Raw genomic sequence first — 21026 nt, 5'->3', positions numbered from 1 at the left:
AAAGAAATGAGCATCCAAAAAGAAATAGAATTATTTGAAGAGTGGTTAAAAACTCACTCTCTTCCGCCACTGGCACAGCTGTTGTGGTATAAATTCCTAATTTTAAGCCAGCGTGCCGACGACAACGGGTGGTTTGCAATAAGCAACTGGGAATTAGTAAATTTTGCTCAAATCTCTGAAAAAACATTGTTAGAAATGCGAAATAAACTAAAAGAAGCAGGATTAATAGATTTTGTTATTGGCAGAAAAGGTGAACCTACTCGATACAGGCTGAATTCATTTATTAACTGCCATTTAAATGAATTACAGCCAAAAGATTCACTGAATATTTCCAGTGGAAATTTACAGTGGAAAAATACAGTGGAAAATTCCAAGGTAAATTTACAGTGTAATTTTACAGTGGAAAATTACATGGAATTATCTGACAAAAACTCAGAAAAGGCAGAAAAACAGGCTTCAGAGCAGCCCACCCTGAAGCCTGAAAATCAAAACCCGCAAAACGAGAAAGATATAAATATCTTTGACAGTTATATTATTAACAATAATACTAACACTCTAAATAATCAAGATAATTTAGAGATTTTAAAAGATAATAAGTTAACTAACGTTAACACAGAAGCGGGTTTGAAGACACAGGAATCTACTGGGGAAGATGCTAACAATTCACCACCAGCAGTAAATAACAAAGAGTTGATAGTGGACCTTGTTAAGCGGTTTGAAGAGATCACCGGCAAGTATGACAAAAAGCTCTATCCGCTGCTGGGGCAGCTGTACAATCAGTATGGCTATGCTGAAGTTTTGTGGGCTCTGGACAGGCTTGAATACAAGCTCAAACATGAGTCGGTTGAAAAGCCGGAAGGGTATTTAATCAATGTTTTGAAAAACAACAAAAAGGAGAGTGGTAGTGATGGAAAGCATAAGAAAGACAGCAGAAAATATGGTCAACTTCCTCCAGACGATCCATACTCAATCATCAAACCAATCAGACTTGGAAAGCAGCCGGATCCGGACTTTGACCCGTACTCCCTTATCCAGCCTATTCGACCTGGACCAAATAGCACAGCGTGAAGAAGTGTGTCCTTTATGTGGCAGCAGGCTCTGGACTGAAGTTGAGATATTCGGGTTGATAAGAAAACTTCCGTGTGCGTGCGGGTGCCAGAAGCAGGAATACGAAAAACATCAACAGTTGCAGAAAATAAGAGAAAAAGCTCTGAGACTTGAAAGGTTGAGAAATTTTTCGCTTATGGACAGGAAGTTTGAGTCGTGCACTTTTGAAAATTTCAAGATAGACTCTGAAAATGAACAGTTTTACCGTCTTGCCAGAAACTACTGTGAACAGTTTGAAGAAATGAAAAGGCAGAATGTTGGACTTTTGTTTTATGGACCATCGGGAACAGGGAAGACGTTTCTTGCGTTTTGTATTGCAAACTATCTCATTGAAAGGTTCTATCCAGTTATTGCGGTATCCACGATAGGTTTTCTTGCAAAGCTCAAACAGCTGTATTCTTCTTCTTCCGGTGAGATGGAGATTGAAGTTTTGAACAATTTTAAAAATGCTGATCTGATAGTTTTAGATGACATGGGAGCTGAGAGTTCTACTGGCTGGGCTGTTGAGAAACTGTACATGCTTGTGGATATGCGGTACCGTGATGAAAAGCCACTGATTGTAACCACAAACTATAACCTTGAAGAACTGAAAGAAAAGCTTGGGATTCGTATTTTTGATAGGCTTATAGAGATGTGCTGCCCAGTAGAAATTGGCGGTACATCCAGAAGACTCAAATCTGCCTATCAAAAAGCTCAGATTGTAAACAGACTTTTAAACAGTTAAAGATTCTTGAAGGGAGTGGTTCTAGTTATGAGTTACAGCCAGAGAATGAAAGAAAGTTTGCTGCAAGTTTTGGAAACCATTTATAGAGAACATCCAGACGAATTTGTAAAGAAATACGAACCGGAACTGGTATATTACATCAAAGCTCTTTATTATTTCGGAATTTCAAAAAGAGATAAAGACAGATTAACGAGAGATGACCTGTGGGAGTTGTTCGGCTTGCTTGTTCACTGCTGCAGTCCTGCGGTATCACCTTCACCATATATAGCTGTGAAACATCTCAGGGGTAAAGCAGAAGAAGCAGTAAAGGAAGATGTAACCCGGGCGCTGGCAGTTATTGAAAATACACTGAAAGAAGAAAATTCGCAAAACGTTGAAGACGATGAAAATAAGGACGGTGACCAGTGGTGAAAGTACCAAGAGAGATAAATTTTCGTGGGAAAAGCAGAGCTACCGGTGAATGGTTATACGGTGATTATCTCCGCTGGAATTCCGCAGTCACAATAATCCCGCACATAAAGGCAGAAGATATTGATATTGCGAAAGTACTTGTTATACCTGAAACTGTTGGACAATACACAGGTGTGTCTGACAGGTGTGGACAACCAATATATGAGGGTGATGTGATAGAAATTGAAGTTGTAAAGGAAGAATTTGAACAAGCAGTCATCAAATTTGGCGAGTATGGAAACAAACACATTGGGTTTTATGTTTATTTTCTGGAAGAGAAAAAGAATGAAATGCTGCGGCAGGATTTAGGCTACTGGGTTAAAAAATGCAGGGTCACAGGAGATATATTTTCAAACCTTGAAGGAGAGTGATTCTGATGATTTTGTCTCTTGAAGATGTGAAGCGTTACAGAGAAATGGAATTTGATGTTACGATTACAAAGGGTACTGTTTATCCTGAACGTGATAGAGACATAATCAAAAACCTGTGTGAGACAGCGGAGTATCTCTACGGCAGAGTACTGGAAACACAGGAACTAAAACAGATTAGAAATATCTTATATGGTGTTTCTGTGGAACAGCGCAATTTGAAAGACACACTCAAGAGGAAGGCAGCAAAACTGAAAAGAAGTGGTCTGAATGAAGCAGCAAACTATGTTGATACACTGGCTTTTATTGTTGATTTAAAGCTTGGTGATATCGAGAAATTGATTGCAAAAATTGAAAAAATTCTTTCAAAGGAAAGTGATTAATTATGTCGTACATTTATTTCAGGGTAAGCGAACAGGCAAAATGGGGTGTTGATGGGAACGGCAATTATGTCACGGTGTATTCAAAAATCAAAATTAACCGGTCCGTTGATACAGTCGAGAAAGTAGAAGCTCTGCGTGAATTTTTGGCTGACGTCATGCACATCAAAAAGGAATACATCACTGTGATTGACAGAGAAGAATATTTGCAAAATGTTGAGGAGGATGATGAAGAAGATCTGGAAGATGAGGAGTGTGATGAATAATGCCAAGACCGGTAATAGAAGAGCTTCTTGAGAATCTGATCTATAATGCGGTTGTTGAGTACCGGGAAGAGCTTGAGAACAACTAGGAGTGGTGCAGGACAAAAGAAGAGTTTGAAAATCTTGTCAGGGAAATAAAGAAGAATATTGAAATTTTAACTTCGACTGCTGAGGACGAACAGAAAGTACTGGATCTTATTAACAAGCTGCTGGACAGGCACATGTATCTTATGAATCTTGCGGAGCTAAACAGTTACCGGAATGGTTTTCATGATGGTGCGAAATTGATTTTAATGATTCTGAGCGGTCAAATAGTTTCGGGCTGAAAATAGCTACTGGGGGTTGAAAGACATGGAGTATTGCAGGTATTGCAGATACAACAAGAAGATAGGTGGTACACCGCACTCATACTGCAAGCTTTTGTATGATTTTGGGCTGGAGTGTCCTGTTAAGGATGTTGTGGAAAAACTCTGTGGAAACTGTGATTATAAAGAGTACATGCAGCACAGATGTTTTTCCTGCAGGCACAATCCAAAGCCATGGGAACCTTTTGCTGTGTGTGAGATAAAACAGCAGTGGGTGAGCCCTGACGATGGTGCCTGTGAGAAGTTTGAACCAAGATTTTGAACCACAGGGGAGATGATACAGTTGGAGAAAGTTATTAGAAAGCAACTGCTGTACAGAACCGGTGTTGAATACGGCGACTATGCATTGAACCATGTCCTGGGCTGTGCTCACGGCTGCAGATATCCCTGCTATGCGTTTTTGATGAACAAGCGGTTTAGAAACATCACGTACGAAGACTGGACCAAACCTAAGATTGTTGAAAATGCAATTGAGCTTCTGGAAAAAGAACTGCCGAAACTCAAAGGGAAAGTCAGATACATCAACATGTGTTTTGCGACAGACCCGTTCATGTACAACCGGCCGGAAGTTGTGAAACTTTCCTGCGATGTAATTGCTTTTATTAACTCTCATGGTATTCCTGTGAGAACACTGACAAAGGGCGTTTACACACTGGATGTAGCAAAAGTCTCAAATCATCCCGAAAACAGTTTTGGTATAACTCTGGTGTCGCTTTCGGAAAAGTTCAGGCAAAAATACGAACCAAACACAGCACCTGCCAATGAACGGCTCAAAAGTCTTTTTGCAATGCACATGTGCGGTTTTAAAACATGGGTTAGCATTGAGCCTTATCCAACTCCCAATATCATCGAACAGGACATAGAAGAACTGCTGGAAAGCATCAGTTTTGTGAACAGGATAGTTTTTGGGCGGTGGAATTATGGAAAGCTCAATTATCCAAAACCAGACCAATTCTATCGTGAAATGGCTTTGAAAGTACTTGAGTTTGGGGAGAAGAAAGGAATAGAAGTGGTGATTAAGAAGGAAGTTGAGAATGTGAGATAAAAGAAAAGGGGCTGTCCAAAAAGATAAGTGGATAGTCCCTTTAATTTTGCTCTTTTGACATAGTGATATATTTTTGATATAATATATCAAAAATGATAATACAAGGGGATGCGACAATGGCTCGCAAACATGATAAAGTGGTCTTCAAAAATTACAATCCAAACCAATATCTAATGCCAATTGACCCAGAGGCCTTTATCCCTCAAAATCACTTGGTACGAACAATTGATAAAATCATTGATAAACTAGACATCTCAAGTTTAATAGAAAAATATAAAGGTGGTGGCACAAGCAGCTACCACCCATTGATGCTCCTAAAGGTTTTAATCTATGCCTACATACAGGGTATTTATTCATCAAGAAAAATAGCAAGGGCTTTGCAAGAGAATATTACCTTCATGTGGCTTGCCAAATACCAAACGCCTGATTTTAGAACCATCAACAGATTTAGAAAAGAGATTTTGGGAGATACAATTGAAGATGTTTTTGCCGAAGTGGTTGAGCTTCTTGTAGAGTTGGGGTACGTAAACTTCGAGTATTACTATCTCGATGGGACAAAGATTGAAGCTAATGCAAACAAGTACACATTTGTATGGGCTAAAAGTACAAGAACTTTCAAGAAGAAGTTAAGAGAAAAAGTGAAAAACATACTTGAAGAGATTGAAAGGATAAATGAAGAAGAAGATAAGGCATTAGGAGATTTAGATGTGAAGTTAGAGACTGACTATGATAGCAAGCAATTAGAAGAAAGTGTTGAAAAAATAAATCGAAAGCTTGAGGAGGCTGAATTTAAAAGCAAAAGGAAAGAGAAAAGAGTGAAGAAGTTGGTAAAAGTGTTGAAGAACGATTGTGTTTTCAGACTTAAAAAGTATGAGAATTACGAACAGATTTTAAATGGCAGGAACAGTTTCTCTAAGACAGACAATGACGCCACATTCATGAGGATGAAGGAAGACCATATGAAAAATGGGATGCTAAAACCTGGGTATAATGTGCAAATCGGCACACAGAACCGATTTGTGATAGGTTTTAGCATCCACCAAAGTCCCACAGACACTGTCTGTCTAAAGGAACACCTTGAGCTTGTGGAGAAGATAACAGGCCACAAGCCCAAGAACCTTGTAGCAGACAGTGGCTATGGGTCTGAAGAAAACTACCTTCATCTGAAAGAATGTGGCATAAATAGCTACATTAAGTATAACACATTTGACATGGAGCAGACAAGAAGATTTAAGAAGGATATTTTTAATGTAAAGAACTGGGAGTACATAGCTGAAGAAGATGCCTATATTTGTCCTGCGGGTAAGAAGGTTAAATATTTGTATCCGAAGATAAGTGCAAATGAGAGAGGATTTGTAAGTTATGAGAAGGTATATCAATGCGAAGAGATTTGTAATGGCTGTGAACACAGAGAAAAATGTTATAAAGGTAAAAGATGGAAGAAGAGATTTAGTATAAGACCTAGGTTAGAGAAATTGAAGGAAGAGGTAAGGCAAAGGCTATTGAGTGAAGAAGGCAAAGAGATTTACGAAAAAAGGAAGATAGAAGTTGAGACAGTATTTGGGATAATAAAGAACAATAAAGGGTTTAGGAGATTCCTGCTCAGGGGTATGAAGGGTGTAAAGCTTGAGTGGGGTTTGGTTTGTATTGCCTATAACATAGAAAAATTAGCGAAGATAATAATAGGGGCTGGAGTAAAACTGCCACCCAACCCTCTTTTTGTTTACTGCATAGTTCAATATTAACATTTAATGGCATTAAATCCTCGATTCTGGTTATTAAAAATTATTGTTTTTGGACAGCCTCTTTTCAGTGGTGATTTAGTATCATCTGTGGAATGATTATAGCTGCAATTATACCTGCAAAACCCATCAGTAGCGCTGCTATTATACCGACAGTGTTCCAGCGAAAAGTGTTTTTGATATCGGCAATTTCGTTCCTGATTGCTGCTATCTCGTTCCTGACAGCTGCTATTTCGTTCCTGATTGCTGCTGTCTCGTTTCTTACGCCGTTTACTTCTTTTGCGGTATCATTTTTGAACCCGGCTGTTTCACTTTTGATATTGCCCATTTCTCTTGCAATGTCATTTTTAAGGTCAGCTATATCGTTTTTTAATTCTGCCCTGACTTCGTTGATTCGACTGCTCAATTCAGTTCTTGTTTCGTTGATTTTAGAACTAAGTTCTGTTCTTGTTTCAGCAATTTCACGTCTGATATTTGCTGTTTCCTGTTTCAGTTCCAGACGCAGCATGTCAATCTTGTTGTCAAGCAACCTTGCAGTTATTGCTGGCAATTTCCCTGGTTTGCTGTTCTGGTTTGGCATTGTACCTGTCTCCATCTATATGCCCCCTTTGCTAACTTTGTTTGGCAAACTGCCGGGCAAAGGGGAAGTTTCTAATTTGATTATACCACGTTAACTCCCCTTATGGAAAAGCTAATTTTGTTTTTACCAAAAACTTCTTCTAAAGCATGTAGACCAATTTGATACATACTGTGATAATATTTGAGTTTCTCGGCAATCTTAGCAGCATCTTTATATGAGAATGCTCTTTCTACTGCGTCTACTGGCAGGGTTTGCAGGATATCCTTAATTTCCTCAACCTGAGATAACAGGTACTTTCTATACTCTTCTAAAAATGTTTCTACTTCTTTTTGCGTGATGCTCAAATTAATCCCCCTTTCTGCAAACAGTTTTTGGCAAACCACCACAGGCAGGGTTTACTCCCCTGCCTTCTTAATAAGCATACATCTTTACAAACATATCGTTGATACTGCCCAGATCTGTATCGAGTGCTCTTTCTATTGCTTCTATTGCTTCTTTTGCCGGTGTACGTTCAAACTGCTGGAAAAGCTTGTAGCATTCCACAAAGCCATCGGGTGTTCTGACAATGCTAAACAGTACCCTGTGCCTTGCAAGTTCCAGTGTTTTACCGTCAAATCTTGCTTCTATCAGTTTGATGACGTCTTTATCCGGATACGGTTTTCCTTTGCCATACCTGTTTCTGTAAGAGTTATCGTCCGGTAGTTTGCTGTTAACTGTTTTCCATACCTGCTTCCAGCCAAGTTTTTGAACAGGGTACTTTGGGTTGAACAGTTCCTGCAGCGTGTCCAGAAAAGCATCTTTTACTTCTTTGATTTCCCTTGCAATTTCCCTCGCCAACTCGGACATGACAAACCCTCTCCCTTCCAGCTAACTTTGTTTGGCTAACTTCCAAAAAGGGAGAGGGAAGATTTTACTTCCCCTGAGTGACTCTGTAGAAGCACCTTCTGCACAAAGGTTGATACTTTTCTTCTGCGCCTATTACGATTCTCTCCCCTTCGTCTGTTGTACGGTGAGAGATCCATGCGTCCTGTCCGCACTTAACACATATTGCATGCAGCTTGTACACATAATCCGCAACAGGCAGTACTTCTTTCATACTTTCGAATGGTCTTCCCTTAAAGTCAATGTCCAGTCCTGCAATAATTATTGTTTTATCCCTGAGAAGCAATTTGTCGATTGTTTTCAGAGGACCAAATATTGATTTGATAAACTGGAACTCGTCTATACCAATAACCTGGACACTTTCAGCATATCGTTCTATGTCTTCTATATATTCGATACTGACAGCAGAAAATCTGTAGTTTTTGGGATGGTTAACAACTTCCGAAATACTGTACCGTGTATCTATTGATGGTTTGAACAGCATAGTTGAATATCCCGCTATCTGGAACCTTCTCAGGGTTTCCAGAAGTTGCGTCGTTTTCCCGCTGAACATACTTCCGGTGTATACTATCAGTTTGCCAACATAGTTATTAATCACACTTATCTCCCCCTGCAAACTTTATTTTTGCAAACTTCCAAGCTACTGGCAGAGCTTATAACCCTGCCAGTAGCTTTTGAATTTTTTGCCTGATTTCTTGTTTTTCCCTGATTATCCTGAGTATCTTGTTCTGGACTGCTGTGGTGTTTTCTGTGTAGCAGATTGTTGCTACATCTCCGTGGATCTCTACGATAACGATATATCCTGTCGTTAGAAGTTTGTGCGGGTACTTTTCGAAAACTTTCCAGATTTGCAGTTCGAAAAACTCAAAACCGTCTACTTCTTCTATTGTACCATCTGTGTGTATGAGATACGTTTTCTGGCAGTGTTCCCATGGTTCGTACGACCACACTGTCCCACCAAGCGGCCAGTTATCGTTTGTTACCCTTGCCCAGTAGGCAATGTCGTAGATAATGTCTTCTGATTTGAAAAACTGCAGGCAGTTTACGCCTTCTTCCTGTTCAAAGTACTCTAAAAACTTTTGTAACTCTTTTTTTGCCTTTTCTTCTGGCACAGGAATTTTGTAGATGAGATTATCCATTACTCATCACCCCTGCAAACCTTGATTTGCTAACTTCCAGAGCAAGGGAAACTCCCTTGCACAACTTTTTACCAGCATACAAAGTCTCTTATCAGCTTTTCAACTTCTATTACGCTTTCCTGCAGGATTTTAAGAAGCATGTTGACATAGTTTTCTGCTACTGTCCTGTCGAGTGTGTGAATTACAGGGTACTCTTCAGAAAGACTGTTTTCAATAAATACTGTATATTCTTCTCCAAATGTTGTTTTTTTGCTGTCTATCCTTACCTGTCTGATATACTTTGCATTGACCCAGTAGATATCATCATCAGAATATGTTGTTTGCACAAACAACGCTTTACCCAGATCGTAGTCTTCCAAAGGTTTGTAACTTCTAAATACCTGTATTCTTAGTTTTTGTAGCAACAATTCTACGAACCTTGCTGCCGGTGAGCTTTTCAAATCAGTTCTCTGGTTGTATATGCTGAAAATTCTCATGATACCGTTGAATGTGCAAACATCCACGTTGTCCATATCAGTCTTCTGGTCTCTTATTACTCTGATGGACTTGAAGTTTTCGGGACTTACCAGTATACCACCGCAGGATAACTTCATTTTTTTCCAACCTCCCTGCAAACTATTTCTGGCAAACTGCCATGGGAAAGGAGATTCCCTTTCCCTGCTTACCGGTCTTCTTTTTCTTCTCCTGTGTCCAGTTCTTTGTTGACTTTTTGTCTGAGATACTTTGCAAGCAGCCATGCCGGACAGCGCTCATCGTTATTCAACATTTTTAAAACTTTGCAACCCGGGTATTTTTCAGAACCACCATACGGACAAACTTCGGAACAAAATTTTTGGATCAGGTTCATATCCAATACCCCCTGCAAACTATTTTTGGCAAACAGCCAATTGCGGGGGTAATAAAAACGAAAAGCCCTGAGAAGGAAGCTTCCGCTTCCCAGCTCAGGGCTAACTTTCATTGGCAAACTTTTCGATATTCACTTCCTGATTTTATTATACCACAAAAACTTTTGTTTGCAACAGCTTTTTTCTACCGGGCAGGAATACCAGTCCGGGCTTTTTAGCTGGCTTTTCTGCTGCCCAACGCTGCAAAAGTCTAAAACCTGCCTTGTGATTGCCTTCTAACTTTAAGCTAACATTTGTTCGCTATTGTCGGTTTTCCCCTTTGAAAACTCCGTCGCTGTTTGTCGTCTGTTGCTGTTTCGGCTGATTCCAAAGCCCAGATCGGCATTTTTATGAGCTTGAAACTTAGTATTTTCAAGGTTTCCGGGGAACACCCAGGTCTTGAAATTGAAGTTGGAAGTTCAGCATATACACCCCCAAAAATACCCCATGAAACCGTTTGCTTTTTCCCTACATTGAACGATTTTTGCATGAAAGGTAATTTTTTATATTACCTGCACATTTGCAATGCGATTTTTAAGCCTTTATTCATTTTGCGAATTTGCAGTTACCCAAAATCCTTGATTTTACTGTGTTTTTGCCCATGTGCTGTTTCCTGTCCGGGCTTTTGAGCTGACCTGCCCCAGACTACATTTGCAAAGACCTGCTTTTCATGTGCTTTGCTTTTAAATAGCGAACAAATGTTGGCCTTTCTTGTAGAACTGTCCTGAACGGGGAGTTCTGAACCTTCTGGCAGGGGATGGCTGCACGAAAAGCCCGGACAGAACTTCCGGGTATCTCAAAATGTTGTGTTTTCAGGTCTTTTGAACATGACAGTGGTTTTGCAAACAAAATGTTAAAATTTAAAATTCTCCACTGTACAGCTATCTTTAGCACATATAAACATAGGACCTATTTCGCCACGCAGATATTGAATTCGCATCTTTAATTTAATCGTAACATTGTACACTTCGCAGTCTAGAAAGTTTTTGCAGTTTGGTTTCTTTTTGTTGATCGGGATATCATTGTTCAGGTAATCACATTTCAGACATCGTCTTCTTTGCAGCTCATCCAAGAAAAATCATCTCCCTTTTGGATTCTAATTGCTACTGGGCAGGGAATAGTTCCCCACCCAGTAGCCTGTATGAAAACAGGCAGGCTTTGGACCTGCCCAGTGGTTTACTCAAACTCTCTCTTGTCTATCACTGCATTGCAGCGGTAGTATTCTTCTATTTCGTATTCGTCTTTTGAGAGTCTCTTGAAAATTGCTGTGATTTTGTCTTTTTCTACATCGTAGTATGCTGCTTCTTCGCCTATCGGTGTGTCATCATTCACAAGGCACTCTAATACAAACTTGAGCACTTTGTCTTTTGGTGGGTATTCGTCTTCTTCGGCGTCTTCTAACAGATCTTCTGGCGGGAAGTATGGTGCGAAGCAAACTTTGACTTTTCTGCCGTTTGGAAGGGTATATTCTTTGAACTCTCTTGGTTCGTTGTCTTTGAAGTATTCGCTGATTCTTGTGTACCACTCAATGACGTATGTCTTATCTTTTCGTCTTATCACTCTTGTTGCAAGGTCTTCTTCTTCGCTTGTAAATGCAAACATCGGCTCTTCTTCTTCGAATGTTTCGTTGTCTAAATTGTATTCAGCTATCTGTCTTTCTACAAATTCTAACACTTCTCTGTCTTCTTTTAAACCTTCTGCAAACTTGACTGTTGCCATTTTCTATCTACCCCTTTCATAAGGTCTTATTAAAGGCAAAAGGGTGGAAAGCGACAACCGGGCTGTCTTCCCACAGCCTTTGCCTCCACCCTGTTTGCCTTTTTACTCTCCATTTATTCACTTTTTTACTCAAAAAATCTTTTGTCGATTATTATGTCTGTTTCTTTTTTGGGTGTTACATTGGACTTGTCAATCACTGTTTTAATATGTATTTCGATATCTGTTCCGTTGCATTTAACTATGATTACTGGGGCAAACCATTTTGCCTGAATAATGATCTCTGTCTCAGTTGGATAATCAAGAATTTCGGGTGATATTTCTAACAATTGCTTGATTTTATATTCCGGTACTTTTCTTCTGGCGCAGCGTGAAAGTGCATGGTCTTTCCACTCAATTTTGCATTTAATTCCGTCTATTATTACTCTGGTTGGTACGTATGGTGACTTTTCTTCCATCTCTTCCACTCCCCCTTGCTTACTTTGATTGGCTAACTTCCATGCAAGGGGAGTTTGCATTTTCCCGGGGAGTGGAAGAGACCTTGTTTGCGCCTTCTGTTATTTATTATACCACGTTTTTTAATTTTGGTACCATAATTTTTACTTTACTTTTGCAACGAATGGTGTCACAGTTGAAGAATGGAAAAGTAAAAATTCACTTTTCGCTTCCCACTTTCACGGAAGACGACAGCAGGGGAAATGGTTACAATGTCTGCTTCTCTAATTGAAAAATCTGTTACCGGCACAACAATAATGTCAAGCTGTGTTTTGTTTTGAATATACTGTTGTACTCTGTCTCTCAGTTTTTGTACAAGTGTCAGGTCGTTCAAATTGAGAGTGGTGAAAAATATTCTTATTTTTTCTGGCCAAAGATACTGTTCAAACACATGCACTTTGTCATCGTTTTCTTCTCTGTCATATCCATCGTATTTTTCGTCATGGTATATGATTATTGTGTCTTCCTGGATTGTCTCTGGAAGACCGATTATAAGTTTGCAATCAGGTGGGATCATTGTTTTTCGTCTCCTTTCATTCTTTTTCGTATTTCCTCTGCGAAAAGTGCATCACTTATCTGACCTGCAAATTCGTATACGCTCGCTCCATCTTTCAGGTTTATTTCTTCACCCAGTTCCTTTGCCGTATCATGCAAAACCGCTTTCCCCAGGTATCTCAAAACTATCAAACCTGCGAACTCATCCATGAATGCTGTTCTAAGGTTTTCGTACAGTTCCTGAAGTACACCATCGTATTTTATGTCAAGCAGTGCCTTTCTGAACAAACTCATTCCACCTTCGCTGCGTTTTATCCTGTCTACTATCTCTTTAACACATGATGAGTATTCACACTTGTAAAACATTCCAAACATACGAAACAAAGAACTCATTCCAATCCGACATAAGAGAGTGTCCAGAATGTCTGATACACAGAGTTTCTCTTCAGTACTCCATTCTATGTGATTGCTGGGAATACATTTGATGATTCTTTCAATTTCGTACTTTTTTTATCCTCATTTCTGTTACTCTCCCTTCATAAGATGATGACTGTATTTTCTCAAGTATGCAAAGAAGTCAAGGAATGCTTTTTTCTCGTCTTCATAGAAGATTCTGTCCGGGAAAAGTCTTAGAATTTCGCCTCCTGATTCCCTCGCACGGTCAAAAACCGTATCATGTACTTTTCTCCATATTTTCTGTGCTACATAAAATATAAGCAGTTTTATCAACGTTTCATGTGTCCTTCCTCTGCTGTACAGCAGTTCGGCAAGTTTTTCATCATCTTCAAGTGCTTCATCTGTAACTATGTCTGCAATTCTGTTCGAATACCCGTGGAGTCCCAACCTTGCTTCAAACGTCCTGCATTCATTCTCGTCAAATTCCATGTTTAGTGCTTTTATATACCGTTTGTAAAATTGTTCATCGTTCTCCGTATCTTCTGTGAAAACAACGTACACTATTCTGTCAACTTCACTCAGTCCTTTAATTTCACCAGTACACTTTTCCCAGAAATCCTTTACACTCATGGTTGTATCCTCCTCTCACTGTATGTTTTTAAAGAAAACAGGCAGGCTTGGAACCTGCCGGGCGATTACTCAGTACCTGTTATCATTCCCCATGCAACAATCATGACAATTGCAAAGATGAGAACTATTATCAGATCATAAACAACAAGGTAACTTGTTATCTCGTTATCTACTGCATTGTAGAATGAAGTGTTCGAAAGCTCAGTAGTTTTTTTGAACTTTTCTAAATATTTCTGTACGTGTTTATCACTCTGCAGTCTTTCGATAACTTTCTTTTGAACCCTGTATGGCTGCCGGAATCCTTCTGAGTCTACCGGGAAGACAATGTATGAGTTTGTATCATCTCTGAACACCATAGTCTTCCCTTCATATATCAGTCCAAGCAACTGTGATGCATTTGCTTCTTTTGCTTTGCTGACCATGTACAGGCTCTGTGCGCTTTTTAGTGTGAAATTTTCAGTGTATATTCTGTTAACAAGAGACAGTATACTGATACAGAGAACTAAAAAGCCAGTTTCTACAACCAGCAGTGTTATTAGCTGTTGTTTTCTGGTACCCAAAATCATCGCCTCCGGCAAATAAAACAGGGCAGGTTTGATTTTACCTGCCCTGTCTTATTAATCTTGTCCTCAGACTTGCAAAAACTGCTCTGGCTATATCGTTTGGAATGTCAGCAAGTAAGTTGTTTAAATTTCCCTCATTGACCAGGAGTATTTTTAACACTTCATCTGGATTCTGTTTTTCCGCAGGTCTTGCTTCTTTCACATATGATACCAGTGCCCTGAGCAATTTTATTTCTGCCTGTCCCCAGAACGGGTCTCTTCCTGTTTCTGCTCCAATTGTTGTTTCCAGCTCATTCACCATGGTATCCAGAGTTTTCACTTCTCATTCACCTCCCCTTCTTAAAGTAAACAGGGCAGGTCTGTCTCCCTGCCCCTACTTTGCAACTACAGCCTGCTTTAACATTTTGCCTGCTTTGAATACAGGCACCTTTGTTGCCGGGATGATGATCTCTTCTTTTGTCTGCGGGTTTCGACCTTTTCGCTCTGCACGCTGTCTTACTTCGAATGACCCAAAACCTACAAGCTGAATCTTTTCACCCCTTGCCAGGGTTTCAGTAATAACGTCTGTTAATACGTTCAGTGCCTTCTCACAATCCTTCTTTGTCAGTCCGCTCTTCTGGGACATTGCTTTGATTAACTCTTCTTTTGACATCTAAAACACACCCCCATCAGAGTTTGTTTTTATTCCAACAGGCTTTTTGCCTGTTGTTTGTTAGGTGTTCTGTATTGTTTCTATTTCTATTATGTCTTGCTGGATTATGGCTTTTAAAAGTTGTCTTACATATTCTTCAGCTTCCTCATGCTTCTTGAATGTAGAAAGAATGTAGCGTTGAGCTTGTACTTCTAAGATTATTTTATAACAAAGTATTCCATCTTCTATCATTATCTTTCTTATTTTGTTAACTGGCAACCATTCGTCTTTAATTCTTAGCCATTTCATGTTCACGTTTTCACCTTCTTCAAATTCAAAAATTTCCTCATTCTCTTGTTCTCTCCACCATCTCTGCAAAATAACAAACCAGCTGTAGTTGTTTGACATTATTCAACTTCCCTTCTTCTTTTGCTTCCATTATAGTTATACCACGCTTTTTAAAAACTTTCCCTGCTTTTAAAAAAGACTCATAAGAACCTAGCAATGTCCTGCCATGCCTGTTCCTTTCGCCATGCCTGCCATTCCCTGTTTCTTTTACTCCTGGGCAGGCAGTATCTTTCCTTCCAGTAGTTCGCCAGCTCAGAAAACGGGTAATCGTAGTAATCTGGTCTAGTTGTATCCGGTGCTCTGACATACTCATGCAGGTTTTTAATCAGCGGGAACACGTACACTTCTCTCTGCACACCATGGGTTACAAGTTCAATCTCAATCCCTTCCAATTTTAGCTGTTTTGCCAGCGCTTTTGCAAGTCTAAACTTGTAGTTTGGTCCGTTCCCATAGCCGCTTTTAACTTTCACGCCTTTGTTTTGCAGGTATTCTCTTACTTTTTCGCATAGACTACTGGTCAGGAACAATGTACCCTGCCCTTCTGTATACCCAACAGGTATGCAGGTGAGATTGCCTTTGTATTTGACTCTATTGTAGATGGAGCTTCTGCCGTATGCAGATGTGGTTGTCAGCATTATCAAGCGCCCGTCTATTGTATTCTTCTCTATTTCCGTTGTTTTTCCTTCATACCTGCGGCGATATGCTTCCCTCACTTCGTTCGAAACTGCACTTAATACCATCAGTTTCCCGCCCAGCAGAAAGTTGTACGGTGGCACTGCCCCAAGTGTGTATATGTCCATTGTACGGTTGAGCACCTTGAGTTTTTCTGCACCCGTGCCAAGTCCCAAATACTCGTTCCTTGCCTTCAGTCCCAGCACCGGCGACTGCAAACCTAAAATACCCATCAGCTTGCCGTTGTGATTGTCGAATATCAAAAACTTTAACCGTCTGCCATAGCCTTCTGTATATGGCAGGCTCCACGTGAATCGTGCAGTCTTGAATATGCTGTTCTGTGCGTCGTTTTCTACCGGGATGAGAACAGGTTCTATCTTCTCAGGTTCTATTTCAAAGCCGTCTGCAAAAAACGTGTTTACTATCTTTTGACTTTCGCTTAGAAGAAAATCTCTGTGCTTTTTGATTTCTTCGCTTCTTGCAATCTCGTGAAGTTTTCTCATGCTTTCTTTGTCTGTGGTATTTAAGCACTTTTGGAATTTTTCAAGTTCTTGCAAAATTTCTTGTTTGAGTGCATCGACATACTCAGCAAAGCAAAGTTGATATGCTGCCATGCTCATTTGGCAAATTCTCCTTCTCTGCTTGCTATTATTGTTATACCACCATTTTTGAAAATGCACCCCAAAAAACAAAAAGCTCTGGCTTTTTACCAGAGCTTTTTTCTCTGCTGCAGGTGCTTTTGCTAAAACAGACCGCCAAAGAAGTTTTCGGGCTTTTTGCTTACAACAGTTTTGCCTGTACTTGCTAAAAATAACAGTATCTCACCTGTTACCATTGACTGAACATGTCCTATCAGCCAGGTTTCAAATTTGTATTTTGGTTTTGAAAATTTTTCTACAACTACTGGAAAAGGTTCTATTATTACTCCTTTACTGCCTGTCGGAAGTTTTTTGAACGTTCTTAAAACCCTGCCCTTAAATCTGGCGTCTTTCAATGTTTCTTCAGCTAAATTCAGATAATCATCAATACTCTCAAACAAATTCGCCATGTTCGCATCACTCCCTGCTAAAAGGTTTACAAAAAACAAAAAGCTCCGGTTGAAAAAGGCCGGAGCTTTTATTTTTACATTCCTGTAGATACTTTTTTCTTGCATTTTACCCATCTGTTGTTATTATTATACCACTCTGTTTTTTCTTCTGCAAGCTGTTTTGATTTTTATTTTGATTTTGATAAGCATAATCTGCAGATGGGTTATCATATCAGATATTTTCTTCTGCCATGCCGGTCTTTTGTCGTACTTCTCAATTAATTGAGAGACCGGTATAAGTTTTGGTGCCAAGCCCCATCATCCTTTCTTATCTCAGTATTCTCTGTATCGTTCCAAAGATTCTCTTTTTCTCTAAATCAATTTTCTGTATCTGCACCACCACCTTTGTGCCAATGGTTGGTATTTCTCTCGCATTCGAGTACGGCGGACACAGACACTGTTTGCCGTCGTCCAGCCTAACTAAAAACCCGAAAGGTGCAATGGCGTCTACTGGCGCAGCAACAACCTGACCTACCGACACAGTTGGTGGTGTATCCCACGGGTTTGACAGAGTTTCTTTGACGCTTATTTTCGGTGGATCCTTGCTTATCACTTTTGCCTTAACCCTGTCTGCTATCTTGAAATGCCTTCTCAAATCATTTGTGTAGTTCCACAGCATTTCTTCTGCCGGCAGGGCAAATTCATACCCTAACACTTCAACAAATGCGTTGCGTGGTGTTACTCCTGTTATCCTGCCTTCTATAATATCACCTTCTTTCACTTTCTCCTGCCAGATTTTTCTTCGCTTCTCCATTGCCTTTACCCTTGAAATGTAAAATTTGCCGTGCTGCTGGGCTACCACAACAAACTCAATCAAAGCTCCAAGCAGGGCGTCCGCTTTGTTTTTCACCTGTTCCTGCAGCCCAAGCTCCGCCTCATCGCAGTACAGTCTCAGTCCTTTCCATTTCACAACTGCATACCATTTGTCGTTTTGCTGTTCTTTGGTTATTACTTCACCCAGTAGAATTTTCCCTGTTTTTAGTGCCTGCTGGAGTTCATAAATCCTTCTGTCTGTTTTTGTTTGTGATGTGCTTTGCATTTTTCATCTCTCCCTTCCCTGCAAACTTGTTTTTTAAAGTGCCAGTAAAAAAGCCCTGAGTGTTTGCTCAGGGCTTATAGCAGTTCATCTTTTTCTGTTGCTTCCTGCTCTTTACTTCCTACTGGCGGTGGAGAAATAGTTCGTGTTTGTGCAGTGTTTACCTGCGGCTGGACTGCTGACGCTCCGGTTTCTACCTGTGAATCTGCATCAGTTTTCTCTGCTGTCGCAACTGTATTCTGATTTGACTGCTGGCTTAAAACTTCTACTGCCCACGGTCTTAAATAGTCTTTCACAGGTCTGACCGTTAATTCCCTGCTTTCTTTCAGCTCGCTTATATCAATCTTCTCAACCATAAGTGGTTTTTGTCCCCTGAGTATCACAATCGCATTTTTGTTGTCAAGCCTTGCCACTTCGTCAGGAGTGAGCAGTTGTCTTTTTCCCACTGACTGTGTTATCCTTTCTATTTCACTTAATCCTTCAAAACCGCCTTTTCTTGATTTGCTGCTGGTGTGGATTGATTTAACCCCAAGGACATTTGATATATATTCCGCCGTCCTTGTATCGTTGCAACCCAAAAAGTATTTAGTGTCACAGCTTCCAAGAATCTCTTCCCATTGATTGTTAGGGTATCTGTTTTCAAGCTGTGATATACTTTGAAATATGATTGCACAGTGCAATCTTCTTGAACGAATGGTTGAAATCTTTTTTGTAAAGTCCGGTATCTCACCTATGTTTGGGAATTCATCAAGTATAAAGTATACTTCTCTATTTCTTATTTCCTGGTCGGTGGTTGTGTCATGTAGATTTACTAACTTTATAAACAGGAAACTGAAAAATAGTGACGACAAAAAATCATATGCGCTGTGAGTATCTGACGTGATACAAAAATATGCAACTTTTCTCTTCTTTGGTGCCTCCAAATCTATGTCGCTCACCTGTGTCATCTTCTGGACAAGCCTGTTCTGAAACACCTGCAGTCTTGTACCAAGCCCTATAATAACACCTGTCCTTACCTGTTCTGAAGCCTGTGCAAATATGTTGTATGCCATTTTACTCGCACGGTCATTCGGTATGCTCATGAACATGTTCTGCAACCCTGCCATGTTTGTTGTTGCCAGCAACCTGTACAGTTCTCCAAGATTCTGTTCCTCCGGTGGTCTGGTTTCTTTGATGTACAACACAAGAGCTTTGAGCAGGTTCAGTTCCGCCCTGTCCCAGAACGGATCTCCGCCTGCTTTCTTCACCCCTGTCTGGGTGTTCCTGATAACTACATCCGCAAACACTGTGGCATCTAAATCGTCTTGAATCACGTCCAGCGGGTTCCACCGGTCTGAGCACTCAATATTGACAAGGTTCAAAGCCTTTGTATCATACCCCTGCTTTTCCAACCACACCGCCATGTCCTCGAACAGTTCTCCCTTCGGGTCTGTGATTATCATGCTCTGTCCCATCTTCGCTATCTGTACTATGTTCGGTCGCGCAAACGTTCTTGACTTCCCTGTTCCCGGTGCACCAAAAATTGCTATGTGTTTGTTGTACTTCGTGTCTGCTGGCAGCACTATCTTCTGCCCATTCACCTTGCCCAGCAGTATTCCTTTTTGTTCACTTCCGAATTTGAACACTTTCTTCGCTTCCTTCATCTTCATCCAGTCCGCAGAACCATATGTGTTTCTTTCATCTGCCGGTACTTCCCTGCCAAAGTGCATCTTCAACTCTTCCCTGTAAGCAAATATGAACACTACCACTACCACAAGCAGCACAGTTGCAATGCCAAACCAGATCTTTAAAACTTCTGGACTGCGAAATACGTTACCCAGCGCTACTGCCGGGTCTGTCTGTATCGTTACCTTCGGACTCTTGCCTGCCATCAGCATTTCCCATGCGTCCTGTGATATTGCTCCGCGGAACATCCCTATCAGGTATGCCATCATCAAATAGTAAATTGCCAGTATTGCTGCAATTCCAAGTACTTTTTTCATACCTTATCTGCCTCCTGTTTTGTATTGTTGTTGCTGGATGCGGCAGGTTGTCCATAACCTACTGCCTGTAAAAAATCTTTGAATGCTATCGTTCTTATCTTCACTCCTGGTATGTCCGCAAATCTCCACTCCTGCTTCGCTAAGCACAGCACTTCTACCTCTGCACGTATCCCGCTTATAACGTTACTCTTCACATTGCTTTTGCTAAGTATTTCTCCATCTATACCTACATACACCTGCCTTCCCTTCGCTTCACAATCAAAAAATGGGTATCTACTGGGCATAACATTGCTGTAGACTGCATTTATCACTTTTTGTTTCCAGTCAGGAATGGCCACTATAACATCCATCAGCTGCATCCCGCTACTGCTGTAAGGTAACACGTGTATCGCCCTGGCTTTTGAGTTTTTACTGCTTGCTACTTCTGTAAACTCCTGTAACCTTTCCCCGCTCTCACAAAGCACTATAAATCTCTCTATCCTGTGGTCGCATAACTCGTCTACATCTGTCAGTATCTCTGTCATCGCCTTCTTGCTCATGTTCTGCGGTATCTTGAATATCCCGTACCCATTTGCAATGCCCAGTACTTTGTTCTTGTCGCTTATTCCTTTCTCTGACTTAAAATCCCAGCATGTAGTAAAATTGTTTCGTATATGCGGTCTGTAACCTATCTCGAATACGCTCTTCCACCTGCTCACTGTCATCGGGCTCCTTGGATTGGGCAACGGACTAAATTTTATACCATATTCATCTTCAACATACTTTATACCTTCTTCGCCCAATGTTACGTATTCCTTGCTTATCTTCCTTACTATCTCATCATCTTTTAACTTCTCAAGTCTGTGATATGCACTCCTCTTCCCTGTATTGTAAACTTCCTTCACTACTTTGTACGGTAACATCTTGTACTTCAGTATCAAATCTATCAACTGCCTGTCTTTTTCATTTATCTGTACCATATCTTATAACACACCCCCTGTTATGTTTTTGCTAAATAAGTCCAATTGCTTCATTTAACATGCTACTGGGCTTTTTGTCTGTTGTGT

Annotated in this window: 30 protein-coding genes and 2 pseudogenes; 10 read left to right on the top strand and 22 right to left on the bottom strand. The window is 40.3% G+C overall.

From position 1 onward, the window contains the following. Positions 1-6: 6 nt before the first annotated feature. The 10 genes and pseudogenes from OTK01_RS01740 (at position 7) to OTK01_RS01700 (ending at position 6521) form a co-directional block, all read left to right on the top strand. Positions 7-1068 carry a hypothetical protein gene (locus tag OTK01_RS01740; RefSeq protein WP_269011681.1) on the top strand — a complete coding sequence of 354 codons (1062 nt, stop codon included), beginning with the start codon at positions 7-9 and terminating at the stop codon, positions 1066-1068. A 4-nt stretch (positions 1069-1072) separates the two neighbouring features. Further along, positions 1073-1831, top strand: a complete 759-nt coding sequence (locus tag OTK01_RS01735) for an ATP-binding protein (protein ID WP_269011680.1) — start codon at positions 1073-1075, stop codon at positions 1829-1831. A gap of 27 nt (positions 1832-1858) precedes the next feature. Then, complete coding sequence (locus OTK01_RS01730; RefSeq protein WP_269011679.1) at positions 1859-2242, top strand: hypothetical protein; 384 nt, start codon at positions 1859-1861, stop codon at positions 2240-2242. Further along, on the top strand, positions 2239-2652 hold the full coding sequence (locus tag OTK01_RS01725) for a YopX family protein (RefSeq protein WP_269011678.1): 414 nt from the start codon (positions 2239-2241) through the stop codon (positions 2650-2652). The genes OTK01_RS01730 and OTK01_RS01725 overlap by 4 nt, the downstream gene beginning before the upstream one ends. Before the next feature lie 5 nt (positions 2653-2657). Beyond that, positions 2658-3032: a hypothetical protein gene (locus OTK01_RS01720; RefSeq protein ID WP_269011677.1), complete on the top strand. Its 375-nt coding sequence runs from the start codon at positions 2658-2660 to the stop codon at positions 3030-3032. Between the two features lie 2 nt (positions 3033-3034). Next, a complete protein-coding gene (locus OTK01_RS01715; protein WP_269011676.1) occupies positions 3035-3295 on the top strand; it encodes a hypothetical protein in 261 nt (86 codons plus the stop codon). A 107-nt stretch (positions 3296-3402) separates the two neighbouring features. Continuing rightward, positions 3403-3618: pseudogene (locus OTK01_RS13265) on the top strand (hypothetical protein); the annotation flags it as partial. A gap of 25 nt (positions 3619-3643) precedes the next feature. Further along, the gene (locus tag OTK01_RS01710; protein ID WP_269011675.1) at positions 3644-3919 is read left to right on the top strand and encodes a hypothetical protein; all 276 of its coding nucleotides are present in this window, start codon (positions 3644-3646) and stop codon (positions 3917-3919) included. A gap of 21 nt (positions 3920-3940) precedes the next feature. Further along, positions 3941-4702 carry a radical SAM protein gene (locus OTK01_RS01705; protein WP_269011674.1) on the top strand — a complete coding sequence of 254 codons (762 nt, stop codon included), beginning with the start codon at positions 3941-3943 and terminating at the stop codon, positions 4700-4702. Positions 4703-4818: 116 nt separating this feature from the next. Next, positions 4819-6521: pseudogene (locus OTK01_RS01700) on the top strand (IS1182 family transposase). Here the strand turns inward: OTK01_RS01700 and OTK01_RS01695 are convergent. The 22 genes from OTK01_RS01695 to OTK01_RS01590 all read right to left on the bottom strand — a co-directional run bounded on the left by OTK01_RS01695 (position 6512) and on the right by OTK01_RS01590 (position 20939). Further along, positions 6512-7039 carry a hypothetical protein gene (locus OTK01_RS01695; RefSeq protein WP_013433336.1) on the bottom strand — a complete coding sequence of 176 codons (528 nt, stop codon included), beginning with the start codon at positions 7037-7039 and terminating at the stop codon, positions 6512-6514. The pseudogene OTK01_RS01700 and the gene OTK01_RS01695 overlap by 10 nt on opposite strands. A gap of 65 nt (positions 7040-7104) precedes the next feature. Next, positions 7105-7410 (bottom strand): hypothetical protein, encoded by a 306-nt coding sequence (locus OTK01_RS01690; protein ID WP_269011672.1) that lies wholly within the window; start codon positions 7408-7410, stop codon positions 7105-7107. Between the two features lie 25 nt (positions 7411-7435). Continuing rightward, positions 7436-7870, bottom strand: a complete 435-nt coding sequence (locus tag OTK01_RS01685; RefSeq protein ID WP_269011671.1) for a hypothetical protein — start codon at positions 7868-7870, stop codon at positions 7436-7438. Between the two features lie 64 nt (positions 7871-7934). Next, entirely contained in the window at positions 7935-8504 is a 570-nt protein-coding gene (locus OTK01_RS01680) for a thymidine kinase (RefSeq protein ID WP_269011669.1), read from the bottom strand. A 55-nt stretch (positions 8505-8559) separates the two neighbouring features. Further along, positions 8560-9045: a hypothetical protein gene (locus tag OTK01_RS01675; protein WP_269011668.1), complete on the bottom strand. Its 486-nt coding sequence runs from the start codon at positions 9043-9045 to the stop codon at positions 8560-8562. A 68-nt stretch (positions 9046-9113) separates the two neighbouring features. Then, positions 9114-9638: a hypothetical protein gene (locus tag OTK01_RS01670; RefSeq protein WP_269011667.1), complete on the bottom strand. Its 525-nt coding sequence runs from the start codon at positions 9636-9638 to the stop codon at positions 9114-9116. A 68-nt stretch (positions 9639-9706) separates the two neighbouring features. After that, complete coding sequence (locus OTK01_RS01665; RefSeq protein ID WP_269011666.1) at positions 9707-9892, bottom strand: hypothetical protein; 186 nt, start codon at positions 9890-9892, stop codon at positions 9707-9709. 1213 nt (positions 9893-11105) lie between these two features. After that, positions 11106-11648 carry a hypothetical protein gene (locus OTK01_RS01660; RefSeq protein ID WP_269011665.1) on the bottom strand — a complete coding sequence of 181 codons (543 nt, stop codon included), beginning with the start codon at positions 11646-11648 and terminating at the stop codon, positions 11106-11108. A gap of 125 nt (positions 11649-11773) precedes the next feature. Continuing rightward, positions 11774-12103: a hypothetical protein gene (locus OTK01_RS01655; protein WP_269011664.1), complete on the bottom strand. Its 330-nt coding sequence runs from the start codon at positions 12101-12103 to the stop codon at positions 11774-11776. A gap of 167 nt (positions 12104-12270) precedes the next feature. Next, positions 12271-12657, bottom strand: a complete 387-nt coding sequence (locus OTK01_RS01650) for a hypothetical protein (RefSeq protein ID WP_269011663.1) — start codon at positions 12655-12657, stop codon at positions 12271-12273. Further along, positions 12654-13019 carry a hypothetical protein gene (locus OTK01_RS01645; RefSeq protein WP_269011662.1) on the bottom strand — a complete coding sequence of 122 codons (366 nt, stop codon included), beginning with the start codon at positions 13017-13019 and terminating at the stop codon, positions 12654-12656. The genes OTK01_RS01650 and OTK01_RS01645 overlap by 4 nt, the downstream gene beginning before the upstream one ends. Positions 13020-13160: 141 nt before the next feature. Then, positions 13161-13661: a hypothetical protein gene (locus tag OTK01_RS01640; protein ID WP_269011661.1), complete on the bottom strand. Its 501-nt coding sequence runs from the start codon at positions 13659-13661 to the stop codon at positions 13161-13163. 65 nt (positions 13662-13726) lie between these two features. Continuing rightward, positions 13727-14221: a hypothetical protein gene (locus OTK01_RS01635; RefSeq protein ID WP_269011660.1), complete on the bottom strand. Its 495-nt coding sequence runs from the start codon at positions 14219-14221 to the stop codon at positions 13727-13729. Between the two features lie 40 nt (positions 14222-14261). Continuing rightward, positions 14262-14543: a hypothetical protein gene (locus OTK01_RS01630; RefSeq protein ID WP_269011659.1), complete on the bottom strand. Its 282-nt coding sequence runs from the start codon at positions 14541-14543 to the stop codon at positions 14262-14264. A gap of 54 nt (positions 14544-14597) precedes the next feature. Further along, positions 14598-14876, bottom strand: coding sequence for an HU family DNA-binding protein (locus tag OTK01_RS01625; protein ID WP_269011658.1), 279 nt, complete (start codon positions 14874-14876; stop codon positions 14598-14600). Between the two features lie 60 nt (positions 14877-14936). After that, positions 14937-15263: a hypothetical protein gene (locus OTK01_RS01620; RefSeq protein ID WP_269011657.1), complete on the bottom strand. Its 327-nt coding sequence runs from the start codon at positions 15261-15263 to the stop codon at positions 14937-14939. Between the two features lie 80 nt (positions 15264-15343). After that, the gene (locus OTK01_RS01615; protein ID WP_269011656.1) at positions 15344-16495 is read right to left on the bottom strand and encodes a Druantia anti-phage system protein DruA; all 1152 of its coding nucleotides are present in this window, start codon (positions 16493-16495) and stop codon (positions 15344-15346) included. A 122-nt stretch (positions 16496-16617) separates the two neighbouring features. Continuing rightward, positions 16618-16923 (bottom strand): hypothetical protein, encoded by a 306-nt coding sequence (locus OTK01_RS01610; protein ID WP_269011655.1) that lies wholly within the window; start codon positions 16921-16923, stop codon positions 16618-16620. A gap of 126 nt (positions 16924-17049) precedes the next feature. Continuing rightward, complete coding sequence (locus OTK01_RS01605) at positions 17050-17214, bottom strand: hypothetical protein (RefSeq protein WP_269011653.1); 165 nt, start codon at positions 17212-17214, stop codon at positions 17050-17052. 16 nt (positions 17215-17230) lie between these two features. Beyond that, on the bottom strand, positions 17231-18001 hold the full coding sequence (locus OTK01_RS01600) for a S1 RNA-binding domain-containing protein (protein ID WP_269011651.1): 771 nt from the start codon (positions 17999-18001) through the stop codon (positions 17231-17233). A 74-nt stretch (positions 18002-18075) separates the two neighbouring features. Further along, positions 18076-19980 carry a VirD4-like conjugal transfer protein, CD1115 family gene (locus OTK01_RS01595; RefSeq protein ID WP_269011650.1) on the bottom strand — a complete coding sequence of 635 codons (1905 nt, stop codon included), beginning with the start codon at positions 19978-19980 and terminating at the stop codon, positions 18076-18078. Continuing rightward, on the bottom strand, positions 19977-20939 hold the full coding sequence (locus OTK01_RS01590; RefSeq protein WP_269011649.1) for a hypothetical protein: 963 nt from the start codon (positions 20937-20939) through the stop codon (positions 19977-19979). Before OTK01_RS01590 ends, OTK01_RS01595 begins: the two co-directional genes overlap by 4 nt. Positions 20940-21026: the final 87 nt, after the last annotated feature.

The sequence above is a fragment of the Caldicellulosiruptor acetigenus genome (assembly GCF_026914305.1).
Taxonomy (GTDB): Bacteria; Bacillota; Thermoanaerobacteria; order Caldicellulosiruptorales; family Caldicellulosiruptoraceae; genus Caldicellulosiruptor; species Caldicellulosiruptor acetigenus.
This window is presented reverse-complemented; position numbering and strand designations above follow the sequence as displayed.